The sequence below is a fragment of the Arthrobacter sp. Y81 genome (assembly GCF_002929335.1).
Taxonomy (GTDB): domain Bacteria; phylum Actinomycetota; class Actinomycetes; order Actinomycetales; family Micrococcaceae; genus Arthrobacter.
The window spans coordinates 486,608-501,745 of the sequence record NZ_PJIL01000001.1 but is presented as its reverse complement, the minus strand read 5'-3'; the positions used below and the strand labels follow the sequence as shown (position 1 = coordinate 501,745).

Here is a 15,138-nt window from a genome sequence, read left to right as displayed (position 1 = left end):
CGGATGCAGGAACGGTGCTGAAAACACAAAAGGCCGGAAGCTTTCGCTTCCGGCCTTTTGCACGGGGTGGAACGGCGTTGCCGCCGTCCCGATGGTGGAGATGGGGGGAATTGAACCCCCGTCCGATGTCGTGTTGTCAGGGCTTCTCCGGGCGCAGTTCGCGTCGGATTTTCTCGGCCCCAGCTATCCTGCAAACAGGTAGCTGATCCGGGCCCAGTCATTTAAGAGTCCCGTTCACCCCAATGACGAAGGTAAACAGCAGTGGCTATCTTAATGACGCCAGGATCCGGGACGATAGCATTCCCGGGCTGACGGACTGTCTTACTGCTTAGGCAGCGAGAGCGAAGTCAGTGCGCGTTTGTTTGGCACTTATTGTTTTGCAGACAGCGTTTACGAGATAATTCTGCATCCTCGGCCCGCTTCACCTGTCGCGACTAACATCGTCGAAACCGATCATCCCCGTATTTTGTTATCAAACCGGTCAGGACCCTTGCAGAACCGTTCATGGGTTCCGCGCCGTTCCTTCCCGGACTACCAATCATAACGCACTGCCGCGCGGAATCATTCCCGGCAGCAACCCGCGTGTTGCGGACGGCAGCTGCTTTCGCGCCGCTGGCCGGAAGGTCAGCCGCGGTTGCGTTCGCGCATGATCCGCAGCGCCTCGCGCTTGTCCTGCTGTTCGCGGAGCGTCTGCCGCTTGTCGTATTCCTTCTTACCGCGTGCGACGCCGATCTCCACCTTCGCCCGCCCGTCCAGGAAATACAGCTGGAGGGGGACGATGGTGAAGCCGGATTCACGGATCTTGTGCGAGATCTTGGTCAGTTCCTCGCGGTGGAGCAGCAGTTTGCGCCGCCGGCGGGCGGAGTGGTTCGTCCAGCTTCCCTGGTTGTATTCGGGGATGTGGATGCCCTCCATCCACAGCTCGTCATTGTAGAACGTGCAGAACCCGTCCACCATGGAGGCGTGGCCCTCGCGGAGGGACTTGACTTCCGTCCCCATCAGGGCGATGCCGGCCTCATAGGTGTCAAGGACATGGTAGTCATGCCGGGCCTTCCGGTTGGTGGCCACTACCTTACGGCCACTTTCTTTCGGCACGGTGGAACTCCTCAGCTCTTGGTCTCGATGGATGCCCCGGCCGCGGTGGCTCGAAGCTACTTAATTCTACGGCAGGCGCGGGGCATGCCGTTTGTACCGGTCACCGCCCTGTAGTCAGGGCCCGGCGCTCAGGGTCTGTCAGAGCAGGATCATGGGATCTACGGCCTTGCCGTTAAGCCAGGTCTCGAAGTGCGAATGGCAGCCCGTCGAGTTGCCGGTCGTTCCTGAATAGGCAATGAGCTGGCCCTGGCTGACCTGCTGGCCCATCGAGACCACCACGCTGCTGTTGTGGTAGTAGATGGTAGTCAACGAGTTGCCCTGGACAACGCCATGCGAAATCTTGACGTTGTTGCCGCCGCCGTCGTTGCTCCACCCCGCTGAGACGATGGTGCCGGCCGCCGGGGCGTAGACAGGGGTGCCACAGCTGGCGCCGAAGTCGATTCCGGTGTGCATGTATCCGCCGGAGCCGTAGAAGTCCACGGTACCGGGGGGCGTCGCGCGCCAGCCGAACCCCGAGGTGATGGGGACGTCGGCCGAGAACGGGTGCCGCAGTCCGAAGGCTGAGGGCGGCCCGATCTGCGGGACGTACGGCTGGGCTGCCTGGCCGGCTGCCCTTGCCGCGGCGGCGGCAGCCTCGGCAATTCGGCGCTGTTCCGCTTCCCATGCTTCCCGGAGTTTACGGTCGCGCTCCACGATCTCGGAGGCTACTGCATCCTGCGCCGCCTGGACCTTGGAGAGCTGGCTCTGGATACCGGGCTTGGCTGCCTGTAGCTCGTTGTTGAGGCGGGTGGTGTCAGCGATGAGCTTGTCCACCTGTTCCTTCTTGGCGGCAGCCTCGTCGCGGGCTGCCTTCTCCCGGGCCAGGGCGGCGTCCGCCTTGGCCTTGAGGTCCTTGATCTCCGCTTCAACCGCTTGCAGGCGGGCCTGCGAATTGACGTTGGTGGCGTTCTGCTGCGACAGCTTGTCCATGGCGGAGTTCTGGCTGCGCATGGCCTGGTCCGCGAGGTCGATGGTGTCCGTCAGGCTTCCGCCGCTCTTGGATCCAAAGAAGAGCGTGAGGTTCGAAGGAACGCCGCCGGATTTGTAGGCCTGGGTGGCAATCTGCCCGATGAGTTTCTTGGTGTCGGCGATCTTCTGCTTGTCGGTTTCAAGCTGCTGGGTGATCTTGGCTTTGTTCTGCTGTGCCAGATCCACACGGGCGGCGAGGGCCTCGACTTCCTTGACTGCACTCGCAACCCGGCCCTGCGCCTCGAGCAGCGCCTGCTGTGCGGCCGGGAGCTGCCCTTGGTAGATCACCAGGTCGCCCGCAGCTTTCGCAATCTTCGCGTCCACGAACTCAAGGGACTGCTGCACGCGGGCCGCCTCGGCTTCGAGGGCGGCCTGCTTGTCCTCAAGCTCGTCCGCGAAGGCCACGGGTGTCGAGGCACCCAGGCTCGCGGCCAGAATTAGCGCCAGGACGGCACTGATCATGCGGCTGCCCCGTCCCGCGGTCCGGAACCGGCGGGCCTTGCGGTCCATAGCTGTCATCATCATTCCTTCGTTGGTAGCCACAGCCTAGACCCGCAAATATCTACGTAAGGTCAAGAGAGACGAAATTCCAGCCAAGGTTGCGCCAAGGGCGAGCAGCGCCGGGGCCAGGAGCAGCGTCTGCGCCGGCGAGATGAATGCCGTGTCCGGATACTGCTTGGACATGTACTCGCCAAGGAAGAAGTGGGCCACGGCCCAGAGGGTGCCGGAAGCCAGCGCCGCTCCAATCACGGCGGCGATGACGCCTTCGAGAATGAACGGCAGCTGGATGACGATCTTGGAGGCGCCGACCAGCCGCATGATTCCGGTCTCCCGTCGCCTGCTGAACGCGGACAACCGGATGGTGGTGGCAATCAGCAGGATTGCGCAGACGATCATCACGCCGGCGATGATGACAGCCACCAGCGAGGCGGCGTTCATCACCGAAAAGAGCCGTTCCAGGACCTGGCGCTGGTCGATCACGGTTTCAACTCCGGGCTGTGACGCAAACGTCTCACTGATGATCTGGTACTTTTCCGGATCCTTCATGTTGATCCGGAAGGAGGCGGGCAGCTGGTCCGGGGTCACCGAGTCAACGATGGGTGAATTGGAGAACTGCTCCTTGAAGTGCTTGTACGCGTCGTCCTTGGATTCGAACTGGAAGTCGTTGATGTACTGGGACACGGCGGGCGATTCCAGGAGCGTGCGCAGGTTCTCTTGCTGTTCCGGGGTGGCCGTCCCGGTGGCGCAGCCAGCCGCCGTCGAGCCGTCACCGCAAAGGAAGATTGCCACCTGGACCTTGTCGTACCAGTAGCCCTTCATCTGGTTGATCTGCAGCTGGAGCATACCCGCCGCGCCAACGAACGTCAGCGACACGAAGGTCACCAGGATCACCGACACCACCATGGACAGGTTGCGCCTTAGCCCGCTGCCAATTTCGCCGAGGATGAATGCGAGCCTCACTTGGACTCCCCTGCGGACGAAGGGACGGATCCGTCACCGGGTCCAGTTGCGGACTCATCCGGGCGTCCGCTGGCATCCTTGAGGCGCCGGGACTGCCCCACGACCGGAATCATCGAGGTGTACAGGGCCCGGGCCTCGTCGCGGATGACAACGCCGTTCCGGAGCTCCACCACACGTTTGCGCATCTCGTTGACGATATCGTCGTCGTGCGTTGCCATCACCACAGTGGTGCCGTTCTGGTTAATCTTGTCCAAGACGCCCATGATGCCCATGGAAGTGGTGGGATCGAGGTTTCCGGTGGGTTCGTCGGCCAGGAGGATCCCCGGACGGTTGACCACGGCGCGGGCGATCGCCACGCGCTGCTGCTCGCCGCCGGAGAGCTCGTGCGGCATCCGGTGTTCCTTGCCCTCCAGGCCCACCGTCTTGAGGACCTCGGGGACCGTGTCCCGGATGATGCTGCGGCTCTTGCCAATAACCTGCATGGCGAAGGCGACGTTCGCGAAGACATTCTTCTGCGGGAGGAGCCGGAAGTCCTGGAATACGACGCCGATCCCCCGGCGCAGCCGCGGCACGCGCCAGCTTGAAATGTTCGCTACGTTCTGGCCGGCCACATAGACGGCCCCGGAGGTGGCCCGGTCTTCCTTGAGCACCAGGCGCAGGAAGGTGGATTTGCCGGAACCGGAAGCGCCCACGAGGAACGCGAACTCGCCACGGTCAATTTCAAGGTTGACAGAGTCCAGCGCCGGCCGGGCCGTCTGGTCGTAGACCTTGGTGACATTTTCGAAACGGATCATTGCCCTAAGTACCCTGCAGGACACGGCTGATGGAGCCCCGTACTGCAGCCGGCGCACGGGCTTTCTTTTGGGGGAAGTAGAGCTCCGGCCCCTCGACTATACGCACGGGTACCTGCAGAAAAGCTTGAGTTCCGGCGCGTGTCGCAGGTTTTCCGCCACCGAATGGAATGCCCCGTCACCGTGTGGTCCTAGTTGGCGGCGTTGCGGTTGTCGGTGCGCCAGCGGATGCCGGCGTCAATGAAATCGTCGATTTCGCCATCGAACACGGCCGAGGTGTTACCGACTTCGTGCTCGGTCCGGAGGTCCTTGACCATCTGGTAGGGGTTCAGCACGTAGGAGCGCATCTGGTCGCCCCACGACGCCTTGACATCCCCGGCGAAGGCCTTCTTTTCCGCGTCCTCCTGCTCCTTCTTGAGAAGCAGGAGCCGGGACTGAAGGACCCGCAGGGCGGCGGCCCGGTTCTGAAGTTGGGACTTTTCGTTCTGCATGGACACCACGGTCCCGGTGGGGATGTGCGTCAGGCGAACGGCCGAGTCGGTGGTGTTCACGGACTGGCCACCGGGGCCGGATGAGCGGAAAACGTCCACGCGGATTTCGTTGTCCGGAATGTCGATCGAGTCCGTCTGCTCGATCAGCGGAATCACTTCCACGGCAGCGAAGGACGTCTGACGCCGGCCCTGGTTGTCGAAGGGGCTGATCCGGACCAGGCGGTGCGTGCCGGCCTCGACGCTGAGCGTGCCGTAGGCATAGGGGGCCTTGACTTCGAAAGTGGCGGACTTGAGCCCGGCTTCTTCGGCGTAGGAGGTGTCCATGATGGTGGTCGGGTAGCCGTGGCGTTCAGCCCAGCGCAGATACATTCGGAGGAGCATCTCGGCGAAGTCCGCCGCGTCCACGCCGCCGGCGCCCGCACGGATGGTGACAACGGCTTCACGCTCGTCGAACTCACCGGACAGAAGCGTCACCACTTCAAGGTCCTTGAGCGACTTGCGGATGGACTCAAGTTCCGCGGCCGCCTCGCCCATGGAATCGGCGTCGTCCTCGTCCTGGCCCAGCTCCACCAGGACCTCAAGGTCGTCGATCCGGGAAACGAGCGTGTTGAGCCGTTCGAGTTCGCTCTGGCGGTGCGAGAGCCTGGAAGTGATCTTTTGCGCGGCCGCCGGGTCGTCCCAGAGATTCGGCTCGCCGGCGCGTTCGCTCAGTTCGGCGATGTCTTCCTTCAGCTCCTCAACATTCGAGACGTTTTCGATGGAGGTGTAGGTGGCGCGCAGAGCGCGGATTTCTGCGGAAAAATCAATTTGAGCCATGGTTGTTAAAGCCTACGCTATCCTTCCTAGCCCGCCCTCACCTCTTCGGACAGCTACCGGACGAGCCGGGAACGCGCGGTGGATGTGGCCTCAATCCTGATTCCGTCCGGGATCAGGAAGTTAACGATCGGGGGATGTACCTCCGAGGTCAGTACAACGACGGCGGTGGAACCGTCCGGGCTTCCGGTGGCGGGCGCGACAGCGAGGCCGTGAAGGCTGGCATGGGCGTCATTCCGGATGAGGTAGTCAGCGGCGACGCTCCGCACCCGCGCGCCGCTGAGCACCGCAGTGGGGCTTCCGCCTTCGGTCTCGACCTGGCCGAGCGTGTAGCTGTCCGCCGCTGCCACGGATGCGCCGTCTGCCGCCGACAGCAGCTTTTTGTGTTCAAGGTAGAGAGCGGATGCCGCCATGACTGCGGTGGTGACCAGGAGCGCAAGGAGAACGTAGCCGATGATGAGGACCATCATCTGTCCGTCCTCCGCGTCAGGTTCAATTCTCGGGTTGTTCACGGTTATCGGAATCGCCCCACAACCTGGGTGGCCGAGGCGTCCAGTTGGCCTGCGTTGAGACGGAACGAATCGCTGAACGGCACAAATGGCAGCGGGACCGTGAGGTGGACGGTGATGGTGACGGCCGACCCCGGGGCGAGGCAGTCCGACGGCTGGCAGCTTGCGTCCATCCGCGCGTTGTCCGCCGGATGCCCGTAGTCCGCCAGGGCGAGCATGACCGCCTGCTCGGCAGCTGCACGGCCGCTTTCCGCGTCGGGCTGGGCAACGTACACCTTGGCGGCCTGGTCCGCCGCACCGACAACGGCGAAGGCCCCACCCTGGATCTGCCCCACGGTGATGATGAAGTACACAAGGGGGACCATGAGGAGGAGGGCGAGGAACGTGAATTCGACGACGGCACTCCCCCGCTCCCCCGGGCGTGTTGTTCCGTTTCCGGACGTTGTGCCCGGGTCGGATTCGTGTGTGCAGGCGCTTTGGGTCCCCCGATCGGACCCGGGGCTCCCGGCGCGGCCCTCAGTTTCCACTGTCAGCCTTGATCGAAATCTACGGCTGGATGGCGGCATGGCCTTTCACCTCCAGAGCCTCGCGTGGACCGATCAGGCCGATCACCGGCAGCGGCGCCCGGACCGTCACTTCGAGCGCACGGATTCCTTGAAATGTGACTTCCGTGGTGGTCACGTCCTTGGCGAAATCTTCGTTCAGGGCCATTCCAATCAGCTCGCCCGTGCGGTTCCTCGCATCGGCGGCGTTCCGGTCGGCGAGTGTGCCGTACCTTGCCCCCGAGGCCGCAGCATCGATCAGGGTGTTGCGGACGTGCAGGACCAGCGTCAGCTGGAACACCGCGAGGAAAAACATCGTGAGCAGGCCGCCGACCAGGACAAAGTCCACAACGGCGGAACCGCGTTCCCGCCGGGACGTGCCACCGCACCCGGCCGGCTGTCCTGCCGTCCGGCAGCAGGCATCTTCCGCCACCGTGACCGCCGCAGGCATGTGCTAGTTTCCGACCTTGTCCATGGCCTGGTTGAAGAGCCCCTCCAGTGCAGGTCCGGCCAGGGCCAACAGGGCGGCGACCAGCACCGCGGACATCAAAGTGATCATTACCCAGCCGGGCACGTCGCCCCGTTCGGGATGGTCCCCGTCCCGTGACCTACTCGCCCGGGCTCCCACTCCGGAGGCCGCCGACGTACAAACCATCAGGGTAATTGTGTGGATCAGGGCCAAGGCGCGGATTCCGTGGTGTTTCATTGAGCTTCCATTCTGTGGTTCCGGCTGGGTTTGTTCCCGGCGGTCCGGGCGATCTGGATTACGTCATAGTCCGAGGCTGATGGCCGCGAGCCCGGGAAACACGGCAAAGATGACCGTCAGCGGAAGGACACCAAAGACCAACGGCACCATCATGGCGATTTCCTTCTTTCCGGCGGATTCCATCAACTCGCGCTTGGCAGTGTCGCGGACATCCTGCGCCTGGGCCCGAAGGACATCTGCAAGGGGTGTTCCGCGCTCCACTGCCACGATGATCCCGTCAACGAACCGCACCAGGGGTCCCAGATCGGTCCGCGAAGAGAACCGCTGCAGGGCTTCGACAAGTGGTTTTCCGGCCCGCGTTTCCCCAAGAACCAGGTCAAATTCCTTGGCGAGTTCGCCGTGTGAGCTGCGGCAGACGCGGTCAAGTGCACCTGTGGCACTTTCACCTGCACTGACGGCAAGTGCCATCAGTTCGGCCAGGCTTGGGAACTCAGCCATCATCCGCTTCTCCCGCCGCTTGATCTGGGCGCCCAGCCAGTAGTCCCTGAAAAGGAATCCCCCAAGGGCACTGCCCAAAATGGCGACGACTGCGAGGAACGGATTGAACCGTCCCGATGCCGCGGCGATTACTACCAGGCCGGTGGCAGCAGTGAATCCCATGACTGCCCACAGCAGCTGTTCGGCCCTGAAGTCGACGGCTGACTTCCGGATTCCGGCCTGGGCCAGCCTGCGGCTCAAGGCCGACGACCCCAGGTTGAAACGGCTAAGAAACGAGAGTCCGTCCTTGAGAACCGGACGCAATATGCGCTCCAGCGGACCAAATGGCGTGAGGGTGTCATTGGCGGCCGACAGCAGCTTGGACTCCAGGTTTTGCGACTTCAGTTGCGGCTCAATACGTTCCGTGAAGCTGATTGGCCGCATGAACGGCAGCCGCACCACCAGAAGCCAGAGTCCCGCGCCGAGAAGGATCCCGCAGACCACGGCCGCGGCGTCCGGCGACGTCACCTAAGCACCCGCTCGTCTTCGGGGAGGGCACCGATCCTCAGCATGACGGAGTAGCAGAGGGCGGACACAACCAGCCCGCCGAGGAGCACGGCCGCCCCCATCGGGGTGTTGTAGGCGGCGACTGCTTCCGGCCGGGTGGCCAGTAGCACCATGACAATCCAGGGCGCGGCCACCGCAAGGCGGGCCGCGTTCACCGTCCAGGACTGCCGGGCCTCCAGCTCACTTCTGGTTCTGGCGCTCTCCCGGAGGAATTCGCCAAGCGTTCCGAGCAGCCGCCCCAGGTCTGAACCACCCACCTCACGCGTGAGCCTGAGTGCCTCCACAATCCGGTCAGCGACGGGATCTGCCAGCCGTTCCTTAAGCCTGTTGAGGGCGGGATCGAACTGGCCGCCGGCACGGTAGTCGGCGCCGAAGTCACGAAATACGTGCCGCAGCTCCTCGGGGCCCTTTTCACCCAGTTGGATCAGCGCTTCCGGCAGGGACAGCCCTGCCCTGATCGCGGAGCGGAGATGGTCAACAACATCGGGCCACAACTGGCGCAGCGTCGCCGTGCGTTTGCGGGCCCGCCATCTGACAACAGCCATCGGGAGCCACCCACCGAACAGGCCGAAGCAGGCTGAAATGGGCCAGGACCGGGTCACAGCGAAGAAAATCAGTCCGACAAATGCCGCGAGGCCCAGACAGGTGGATGCCAGGCCCAGTCCCGAGACGTTTTCAATCCCGGCTGCACGCAGCAGGTCTTCGAGCCGGCTGGATCGCCGCCGTCGTTTGGCCTTCTCGGGCTGTTCCCAGGCGGACCACCACATCAGGAACAGCCCGGTACCGAAGATCACGCCCAGCACGGGTGCCATCACCGGACCTCCAGAAGGGCCGCAACGTCGAATCCTGCCGCGGCAAACTTCTCAGCGGCCGGCATGGAGTTGGCCTTGGGGTGCAGCTGCCCGTCGGCCATTGCGAACACCATCGACGATTCGATAATCCCGTTTTCAACGCGTCTGCCCAGCGACAGGATCTCCGTCACCTGGCGGCGCCCGCTGGACTGCCGGCTGCAATGGACCACCAGGTCAATGCACGAGGCAACCGTCGGCACGACAAACGCGCTAGAGATGTTGTCACCGGCAAGGAGCGGCAGCGTGCACAGCTTGGTGACGGCGTCGTGCGCCGAGTTCGCGTGGACGGTGCACATGCCTGGGAGCCCGGAATTAAGGGCGATCAGCATGTCCAGGCTTTCGGCTTCACGGACCTCTCCGACCACGAGGCGGTCCGGCCGCATCCTGAGGGCTTCCTTGACCAGCCTTCGCAGCGGGATCTCACCTTCGCCTTCAAGGTTTGGCTGCCGGCACTGCAAACCGACAACGTCACGCAATGGAAACTGCAGTTCGAAGATTTCCTCAACCGTGATGACGCGCTCCCGGGCGCCAATGCTGGCAGCCAGGCAATTCAGCATGGTGGTCTTACCGGCCTGCGTCGCCCCTGAGACCAGGATATTCAGCCCGCTGGCCACGGCGGCACCCAGGAAGCGCGCCGCCTGGGGAGTCAGCGTGCCGAGCTCCACCAGGTGTTCGAGCCGGCTCGCCTTGACCACGAACTTTCTGATGTTGACGGCCCAGTGACGCCGTGTCACATCGGGAATGACGACGTGGAGCCGGGATCCGTCGGGGAGGGCCGCATCAACGAACGGCGAGGACATATCGAGGCGGCGGCCCGAGCTCTTTAGCATGCGTTCGACGAGGTCACGTACCTGCTGGTCCGAGAGGCTCAGTGACGTGAGCTCAGACTCGCCGTTCCGGGCCACGTAGATCTCGTTGGGCGCATTGAGCCAGATTTCCTCGATGGTGGGGTCATCCAACAGGGGCTGCAACGCGCCAAAGCCGGCTACGGCGTCGTAAACATATCGGCGGGCAGTCTCCAGCGGGCCGATCGGCGGCAGCGGACCCATCAGTGCGCGTTCGTCGTAGTCGCTGACGGCCGCCTCGACGAGGCGCCTGACCTCGCCGGCCTGCCGCAGCGGGTCCAGGCCACGGCGCCGGATCAGCTCGCGGACCTCGTCCTCCACGATTCGAACAGCATCCATGTGTTCCCCAATACGACTGCCGCCCCCGACTGAGGCAGTACAACTGGGTTAAAGCTAAGGGAGCATACACATGTAGGCCAAGTCACATCTTCATTGCTGTGGATAACCCTGGTCAGGGTCCCCTGGAACCGGGCGCTAAATCACACTGACTCTTCGTACCCTGAGGGGTTCCTGCTTTGCCAGCGCCAGTGGTCTTCGCACATTGTGGCCAAGTTCCGCCGGGCTGACCAGCCCAGGTCCGCCAGAGCCGCGGAAGGATCCGAATAGCTGACGGCAGCGTCGCCGGGCCGCCGCGGAGCGATCTCGTAGGGTACGGGCACTCCGGCCGCCTGGCTGAAGGCCTCAATGACTTCAAGGACGGACGATCCACGGCCCGTTCCAAGGTTCCAGCGGTAAACACCGGCCTTGTTCTGCAGGTAGCCCAGCGCGGCAAGGTGACCGGCTGCAAGGTCCATGACGTGGATATAGTCCCGGACACCGGTGCCGTCCGCGGTCGGATAGTCATCCCCGAAAACCATGACCTTTTCCCGTCGCCCCACCGCAACCTGGGCCACGAAAGGCAGCAGGTTGTTGGGTACGCCGACCGGGTCCTCGCCGATCAGGCCCGACTCGTGGGCACCGACGGGATTGAAGTAGCGCAGCAGGGCTATGCTCCAGCTGGGGTCGGCCGCACCAAGGTCCGAGAGGATGTCCTCGATCTGTTCCTTGGTTCGGCCGTAGGGATTGGTGGCGTCCAGCGGCGCCTTCTCGATCAGGGGTACTTCCTCGGACGCCCCGTACACCGTGGCGGAGGAGCTGAAGACGAGGCGGCGAACACCGGCCCGGTCCATGCTGTGCAAGAGATTCAGGGTGCCGACCACGTTGTTCTGGTAGTACCAGAGGGGCTTGGCGACCGACTCCCCAACGGCCTTGAGGCCGGCGAAGTGGATCACGGCATCGAAGCTGTCCTCAGCGAAGAGGCGGTCCACGGAGGCCGCGTCGAGCAGATCGACCTCGCGGAAGTCGATTTTCTTTCCGCTGAGCTGCTCCACCCTGCGCAGCGACTCACGGTTCGAATTCATCAGATTGTCGAGAACAACGACCTCATGTCCTTCTTCCAGCAGACAGAGCGTCGTGTGCGATCCGATGTAGCCGGCGCCGCCGGTGACCAATACCTTCATGGGCTCTAGTCTAGGACGGCCTCAAGGACTGGTCACAGTCACACCGCTGCCTGACGTTGTGTGAACGAACCGAAACGAGCGTCTCCGGCTGCTGTGATCCACACGGCAGAAGTCCTTGGATCCGGCTCGAACGTTAGTATGTTCAGCATGACGACCTCCGAGCCCGGCACTTCGCCTGCCAACCAAACCGGCCACTCAGACGCGTTGAAGGTGGGGGTTTCCATGCTCACGCTGGTCCCGGGCGGGATGGGAGGCAGCGAAACCTATGCACGCGAACTGGTCCGCAAACTCGGTGCCTCCCAGGCGGTGAATCCCACCTGCTACGTCAACGAATCCGGGCGCGGGTTCAGCGAGGGCGCGGATGAAGTCGTGATTCCCGGGCTGGCCGGCGGCGCCTCAACCATCGCTCGTCTGGCCACCCTGGCCAAGGGTCTCGTCATGAGGAGCTCCATTCTGCGCAGGATGCGCCCGATGGACGTTTTCCATGTCCCCTTCACCGTTCCGCTGCCGAAGCCGCCGAAGGGCACGCCGTTTGTTCAGACACTTCTGGACGTTCAGCATCTCGACCTTCCGGAACTGTTCGGCACCGCCGACAAGCTCTACCGCAAGGTCTTCTATGAGAAAGCCGCACGCGACGCGGACGCCATCGTGACCATCAGCGACTTTGCCAAAGAGAGCATCGTCAAGCACCTCGGCATCGCACCGGACAAGATCTTCACCGCGCACCTGGGCGTCAACGCCGAAGAATTCGTACCGAATTTCGGACCGCGCGAAAGTTTCATCATGTACCCGGCCCGGGGGTGGAAGCACAAGAACCACGCCAAGCTTTTCGAAGCCATGCGGTTGCTTGAAGTCACCAACCCCGAGCTGCGCCTCATCCTGACCGGCGGGGCCCTGGACACGCTGACGGACATTCCCGCGAACGTGGAGGTCCGCGGCCTGGTCCCGCTCGCCGAGCTCAGGGAACTGTACCGGAGCGCCGCCTGCATGGTGTTCCCCAGCCTTTACGAGGGATTCGGCCTCCCGCCGCTGGAGGCCATGGCTTCGGGCTGCCCCGTGGCAAGCTCAACCGCAGGCTCACTTCCGGAAATTGTTGGAGACGCCGCCGAACTGTTCGATCCGCAGGACCCTGAGGCCATCGCCACGGCGATCCGGAACGCCATCGGCAGAACCGACGAGCTGCAGCGGCTTGGCCTGGAGCAGGTGCGTAAGTTCACGTGGAAACACTGCGCCGATGTGCACGAACAGGCGTACCGCTATGCACTCAGTCAGCGCGCCACAGCAGCGAGCACCGTTTGATCACCCTGTACACGCCACCTCTGAGCCAAAGCCCGCCGCCATATATAGTTGCTGTAGCCCCGCAAACAATCTGTAAGGACCTCTTCCCATGCCCCGTGCGCTAATCACCGGAATCACTGGCCAGGACGGCCTGTATCTCGCAGAGCTCCTTCTCTCGAAAGGCTACGAGGTATTCGGCCTCATCCGAGGACAGAATAACCCCAAGCACGATCTGGTCCGCCAGACCGTTCCGGGCGTGAAGCTGCTCACCGGCGACCTCACCGATGTCTCCTCACTGGTCCGGGTGCTCGGCGTTGCCCAGCCGGACGAGGTCTACAACCTCGGGGCGATTTCCTTCGTGGCTTACTCCTGGGAGAACGCGTCACTGACCACAGACGTCACCGGAAAGGGCGTCCTGAACATGCTCGAGGCAACCCGTCTCTATGCCGGGGACGACATCTCCAGAGTGCGCTTCTACCAGGCGTCCTCGTCCGAGATGTTCGGCAAGGTTCAGCAGGTGCCCCAGACCGAGGAAACCCTCCTTTGGCCCCGGTCCCCCTACGGTGTAGCCAAGGTCTTCGGCCACTACATGACAATCAACTACCGCGAGTCCTATGGCATGCACGCATCAAGCGGCATCCTCTTCAACCACGAGTCACCGCGCCGGGGTCCGGAATTTGTCACCCGCAAGGTGTCCATGGCGGTCGCACGGATCAAGCTCGGGCTCCAGGACGAAATCGTCCTTGGCAACCTGGACGCCAAGCGCGACTGGGGCTTCGCAGGGGACTACGTGGAAGCCATGTGGCTGATGCTGCAGCAGCCCGAAGCTGACGACTACGTCATCTCTACCGGTGCCACGCACTCCATCGAAGAACTCCTCCAGGCTGCCTTTGACGCAGCGGGCCTGGACAACTGGCGGCAGTATGTCCGGCAGGACCCCAAGTTCATGCGCCCCGCCGAAGTCGACCTGCTGATCGGTGACGCGTCCAAGGCACAGGAGAAGCTTGGCTGGAAGCCGAAGGTCTCCTTCAACGAACTCGTCAAGATGATGGTTGAGAACGACATTGCCGAGCAGACTGCCTTGATGCGGTGAACCCGCTCAGCGAGGCGGGACCCGTTCCCGTCGGCACGGCCTTCCTAACCGGGGTAACGGGCCAGGACGGGTCCTACCTGGCCGAATCCCTGCTCTCCCGCGGCTGGGAAGTCCATGGCCTCGTCCGCCATGCACTCCAGCCGGGAGCGCACGAAGGGGAAACAACCGTGGAAGGGGTGGAGTACCACCTCGGCGATCTTTCCCGCCCGGACGATGTGGGCTCCATTCTGGAATCGGTCAAACCTGACCTGGTCTTCAACCTCGGCGGCATCAGTTCGGTGTACCAGTCGTGGCAGCACCCCTACGACACGGCGCTGATCTCAGGTGCCTCGGTCGTCTCAATGCTGGAAACCATCTGGCAGCTGCAGCAGGCCACCGGCAAGGAGATCCGCTTTCTCCAGGCTTCGAGTGCCGAGCTGTTCGGTGAAGCGGAGTCGGCACCGCAGAGCGAGTCCACCCCGATCAGGCCCATCTCGCCCTACGGTGCCGCGAAGGCGCTGGCGCACCACGCCGTCAGCGTCTACCGGAGCCGCGGCATGTTTGCTTCCTCTGCGATTCTCTACAACCACGAGTCGGTGCGGCGGCCGGCAAAATTCGTCACGCGCAAGATCACATCGGGAGCTGCGGCCATCGCGGCGGGCAAGCTGGACAAACTTTCGCTGGGAAACCTGAACGCTATCCGGGACTGGGGCTGGGCTCCGGACTTCGTCGACGCCATGGACAGGATCATCCACGCATCCGAGCCTGACGACTTTGTCGTCGCGACCGGCGTCTCGCACTCCGTCCAGGACTTCGTGGAGGCGGCCTTCAAGGCTGTTGGCATTGACGACTGGCGCGCGGTGGTGGACGTTGACGAATCCTTGGCCCGTCCTACCGACGCCGCAGAGATGAGGGGCGACATCTCCAAGATTTCGTCCCGGCTGGGCTGGCGTCCGTCCGTGGATTTCGACGCCCTCGTTACTGCCATGGTTCGGCACGACCAGGCACTCCTCGCAGACAAATAGGCTCCCGCTAAGTTCACTTTGGTAACAACTTGCACTCTGGTTACACCCGTAACATTGGTGCTACATTGGCCGGGTCATGAAGATGATCTGGAAACGGCCCAGCTGTCC

The 15,138-nt window shown here is 63.2% G+C and carries 16 protein-coding genes and 1 other RNA gene; 3 read left to right on the top strand and 14 right to left on the bottom strand.

Annotation, left to right across the window (positions count from 1 at the left end; genetic code table 11):
- Positions 1-92 precede the first annotated feature (92 nt).
- The 14 genes from ssrA to galE all read right to left on the bottom strand — a co-directional run bounded on the left by ssrA (position 93) and on the right by galE (position 11,655).
- Positions 93-461, bottom strand: a transfer-messenger RNA (tmRNA) gene (ssrA, locus tag CXQ91_RS02330).
- Between the two features lie 163 nt (positions 462-624).
- Positions 625-1,095 (bottom strand): SsrA-binding protein SmpB, encoded by a 471-nt coding sequence (gene smpB / locus CXQ91_RS02325; RefSeq protein WP_104172296.1) that lies wholly within the window; start codon positions 1,093-1,095, stop codon positions 625-627.
- A gap of 138 nt (positions 1,096-1,233) precedes the next feature.
- Positions 1,234-2,622: a peptidoglycan DD-metalloendopeptidase family protein gene (locus CXQ91_RS02320; RefSeq protein ID WP_104172295.1), complete on the bottom strand. Its 1,389-nt coding sequence runs from the start codon at positions 2,620-2,622 to the stop codon at positions 1,234-1,236.
- A gap of 27 nt (positions 2,623-2,649) precedes the next feature.
- Positions 2,650-3,564, bottom strand: a complete 915-nt coding sequence (gene ftsX, locus CXQ91_RS02315; RefSeq protein ID WP_104172294.1) for a permease-like cell division protein FtsX — start codon at positions 3,562-3,564, stop codon at positions 2,650-2,652.
- Complete coding sequence (gene ftsE, locus CXQ91_RS02310; protein WP_104172293.1) at positions 3,561-4,358, bottom strand: cell division ATP-binding protein FtsE; 798 nt, start codon at positions 4,356-4,358, stop codon at positions 3,561-3,563. The genes ftsX and ftsE overlap by 4 nt, the downstream gene beginning before the upstream one ends.
- A gap of 188 nt (positions 4,359-4,546) precedes the next feature.
- A complete protein-coding gene (gene prfB, locus CXQ91_RS02305) occupies positions 4,547-5,662 on the bottom strand; it encodes a peptide chain release factor 2 (RefSeq protein WP_104172292.1) in 1,116 nt (371 codons plus the stop codon).
- A 53-nt stretch (positions 5,663-5,715) separates the two neighbouring features.
- Entirely contained in the window at positions 5,716-6,171 is a 456-nt protein-coding gene (locus CXQ91_RS02300; protein ID WP_308471371.1) for a pilus assembly protein TadG-related protein, read from the bottom strand.
- 2 nt (positions 6,172-6,173) lie between these two features.
- A complete protein-coding gene (locus tag CXQ91_RS02295) occupies positions 6,174-6,734 on the bottom strand; it encodes a hypothetical protein (protein ID WP_104172290.1) in 561 nt (186 codons plus the stop codon).
- Entirely contained in the window at positions 6,715-7,161 is a 447-nt protein-coding gene (locus tag CXQ91_RS02290) for a TadE family protein (protein ID WP_374953608.1), read from the bottom strand. The genes CXQ91_RS02295 and CXQ91_RS02290 overlap by 20 nt, the downstream gene beginning before the upstream one ends.
- 3 nt (positions 7,162-7,164) lie before the next feature.
- Positions 7,165-7,365 carry a hypothetical protein gene (locus CXQ91_RS02285; protein ID WP_258073803.1) on the bottom strand — a complete coding sequence of 67 codons (201 nt, stop codon included), beginning with the start codon at positions 7,363-7,365 and terminating at the stop codon, positions 7,165-7,167.
- Between the two features lie 114 nt (positions 7,366-7,479).
- Positions 7,480-8,421 (bottom strand): type II secretion system F family protein, encoded by a 942-nt coding sequence (locus tag CXQ91_RS02280; protein ID WP_104172288.1) that lies wholly within the window; start codon positions 8,419-8,421, stop codon positions 7,480-7,482.
- Positions 8,418-9,272 (bottom strand): type II secretion system F family protein, encoded by an 855-nt coding sequence (locus tag CXQ91_RS02275; protein ID WP_104172287.1) that lies wholly within the window; start codon positions 9,270-9,272, stop codon positions 8,418-8,420. The genes CXQ91_RS02280 and CXQ91_RS02275 overlap by 4 nt, the downstream gene beginning before the upstream one ends.
- On the bottom strand, positions 9,272-10,495 hold the full coding sequence (locus CXQ91_RS02270; RefSeq protein ID WP_104172286.1) for a CpaF family protein: 1,224 nt from the start codon (positions 10,493-10,495) through the stop codon (positions 9,272-9,274). Before CXQ91_RS02270 ends, CXQ91_RS02275 begins: the two co-directional genes overlap by 1 nt.
- Positions 10,496-10,635: 140 nt before the next feature.
- Positions 10,636-11,655, bottom strand: coding sequence for a UDP-glucose 4-epimerase GalE (gene galE, locus CXQ91_RS02265; RefSeq protein ID WP_104172285.1), 1,020 nt, complete (start codon positions 11,653-11,655; stop codon positions 10,636-10,638).
- A gap of 147 nt (positions 11,656-11,802) precedes the next feature.
- On the opposite strand from galE, the gene CXQ91_RS02260 reads away from it, so the two are divergent.
- The 3 genes from CXQ91_RS02260 to CXQ91_RS02250 all read left to right on the top strand — a co-directional run bounded on the left by CXQ91_RS02260 (position 11,803) and on the right by CXQ91_RS02250 (position 15,030).
- The gene (locus tag CXQ91_RS02260) at positions 11,803-12,954 is read left to right on the top strand and encodes a glycosyltransferase family 1 protein (protein ID WP_181038740.1); all 1,152 of its coding nucleotides are present in this window, start codon (positions 11,803-11,805) and stop codon (positions 12,952-12,954) included.
- Positions 12,955-13,042: 88 nt separating this feature from the next.
- Positions 13,043-14,026: a GDP-mannose 4,6-dehydratase gene (locus tag CXQ91_RS02255; protein WP_104172283.1), complete on the top strand. Its 984-nt coding sequence runs from the start codon at positions 13,043-13,045 to the stop codon at positions 14,024-14,026.
- Entirely contained in the window at positions 14,023-15,030 is a 1,008-nt protein-coding gene (locus CXQ91_RS02250) for a GDP-mannose 4,6-dehydratase (protein WP_104172282.1), read from the top strand. The genes CXQ91_RS02255 and CXQ91_RS02250 overlap by 4 nt, the downstream gene beginning before the upstream one ends.
- Positions 15,031-15,138 lie beyond the last annotated feature (108 nt).

What these genes read in the sequence shown, in the direction of transcription:
- ftsE (WP_104172293.1), bottom strand. Translation starts at nt 4,358, where the DNA reads ATGATCCGTTTCGAAAATGTCACCAAGGTCTACGACCAGACGGCCCGG.
- CXQ91_RS02275 (WP_104172287.1), bottom strand. Translation starts at nt 9,272, where the DNA reads ATGGCACCCGTGCTGGGCGTGATCTTCGGTACCGGGCTGTTCCTGATG.
- CXQ91_RS02255 (WP_104172283.1), top strand. Translation starts at nt 13,043, where the DNA reads ATGCCCCGTGCGCTAATCACCGGAATCACTGGCCAGGACGGCCTGTAT.
- CXQ91_RS02270 (WP_104172286.1), bottom strand. Translation starts at nt 10,495, where the DNA reads ATGGATGCTGTTCGAATCGTGGAGGACGAGGTCCGCGAGCTGATCCGG.
- CXQ91_RS02260 (WP_181038740.1), top strand. Translation starts at nt 11,803, where the DNA reads ATGACGACCTCCGAGCCCGGCACTTCGCCTGCCAACCAAACCGGCCAC.
- galE (WP_104172285.1), bottom strand. Translation starts at nt 11,655, where the DNA reads ATGAAGGTATTGGTCACCGGCGGCGCCGGCTACATCGGATCGCACACG.
- CXQ91_RS02285 (WP_258073803.1), bottom strand. Translation starts at nt 7,365, where the DNA reads ATGGTTTGTACGTCGGCGGCCTCCGGAGTGGGAGCCCGGGCGAGTAGG.
- CXQ91_RS02290 (WP_374953608.1), bottom strand. Translation starts at nt 7,161, where the DNA reads ATGCCTGCGGCGGTCACGGTGGCGGAAGATGCCTGCTGCCGGACGGCA.
- CXQ91_RS02320 (WP_104172295.1), bottom strand. Translation starts at nt 2,622, where the DNA reads ATGACAGCTATGGACCGCAAGGCCCGCCGGTTCCGGACCGCGGGACGG.
- prfB (WP_104172292.1), bottom strand. Translation starts at nt 5,662, where the DNA reads ATGGCTCAAATTGATTTTTCCGCAGAAATCCGCGCTCTGCGCGCCACC.
- CXQ91_RS02295 (WP_104172290.1), bottom strand. Translation starts at nt 6,734, where the DNA reads ATGCCGCCATCCAGCCGTAGATTTCGATCAAGGCTGACAGTGGAAACT.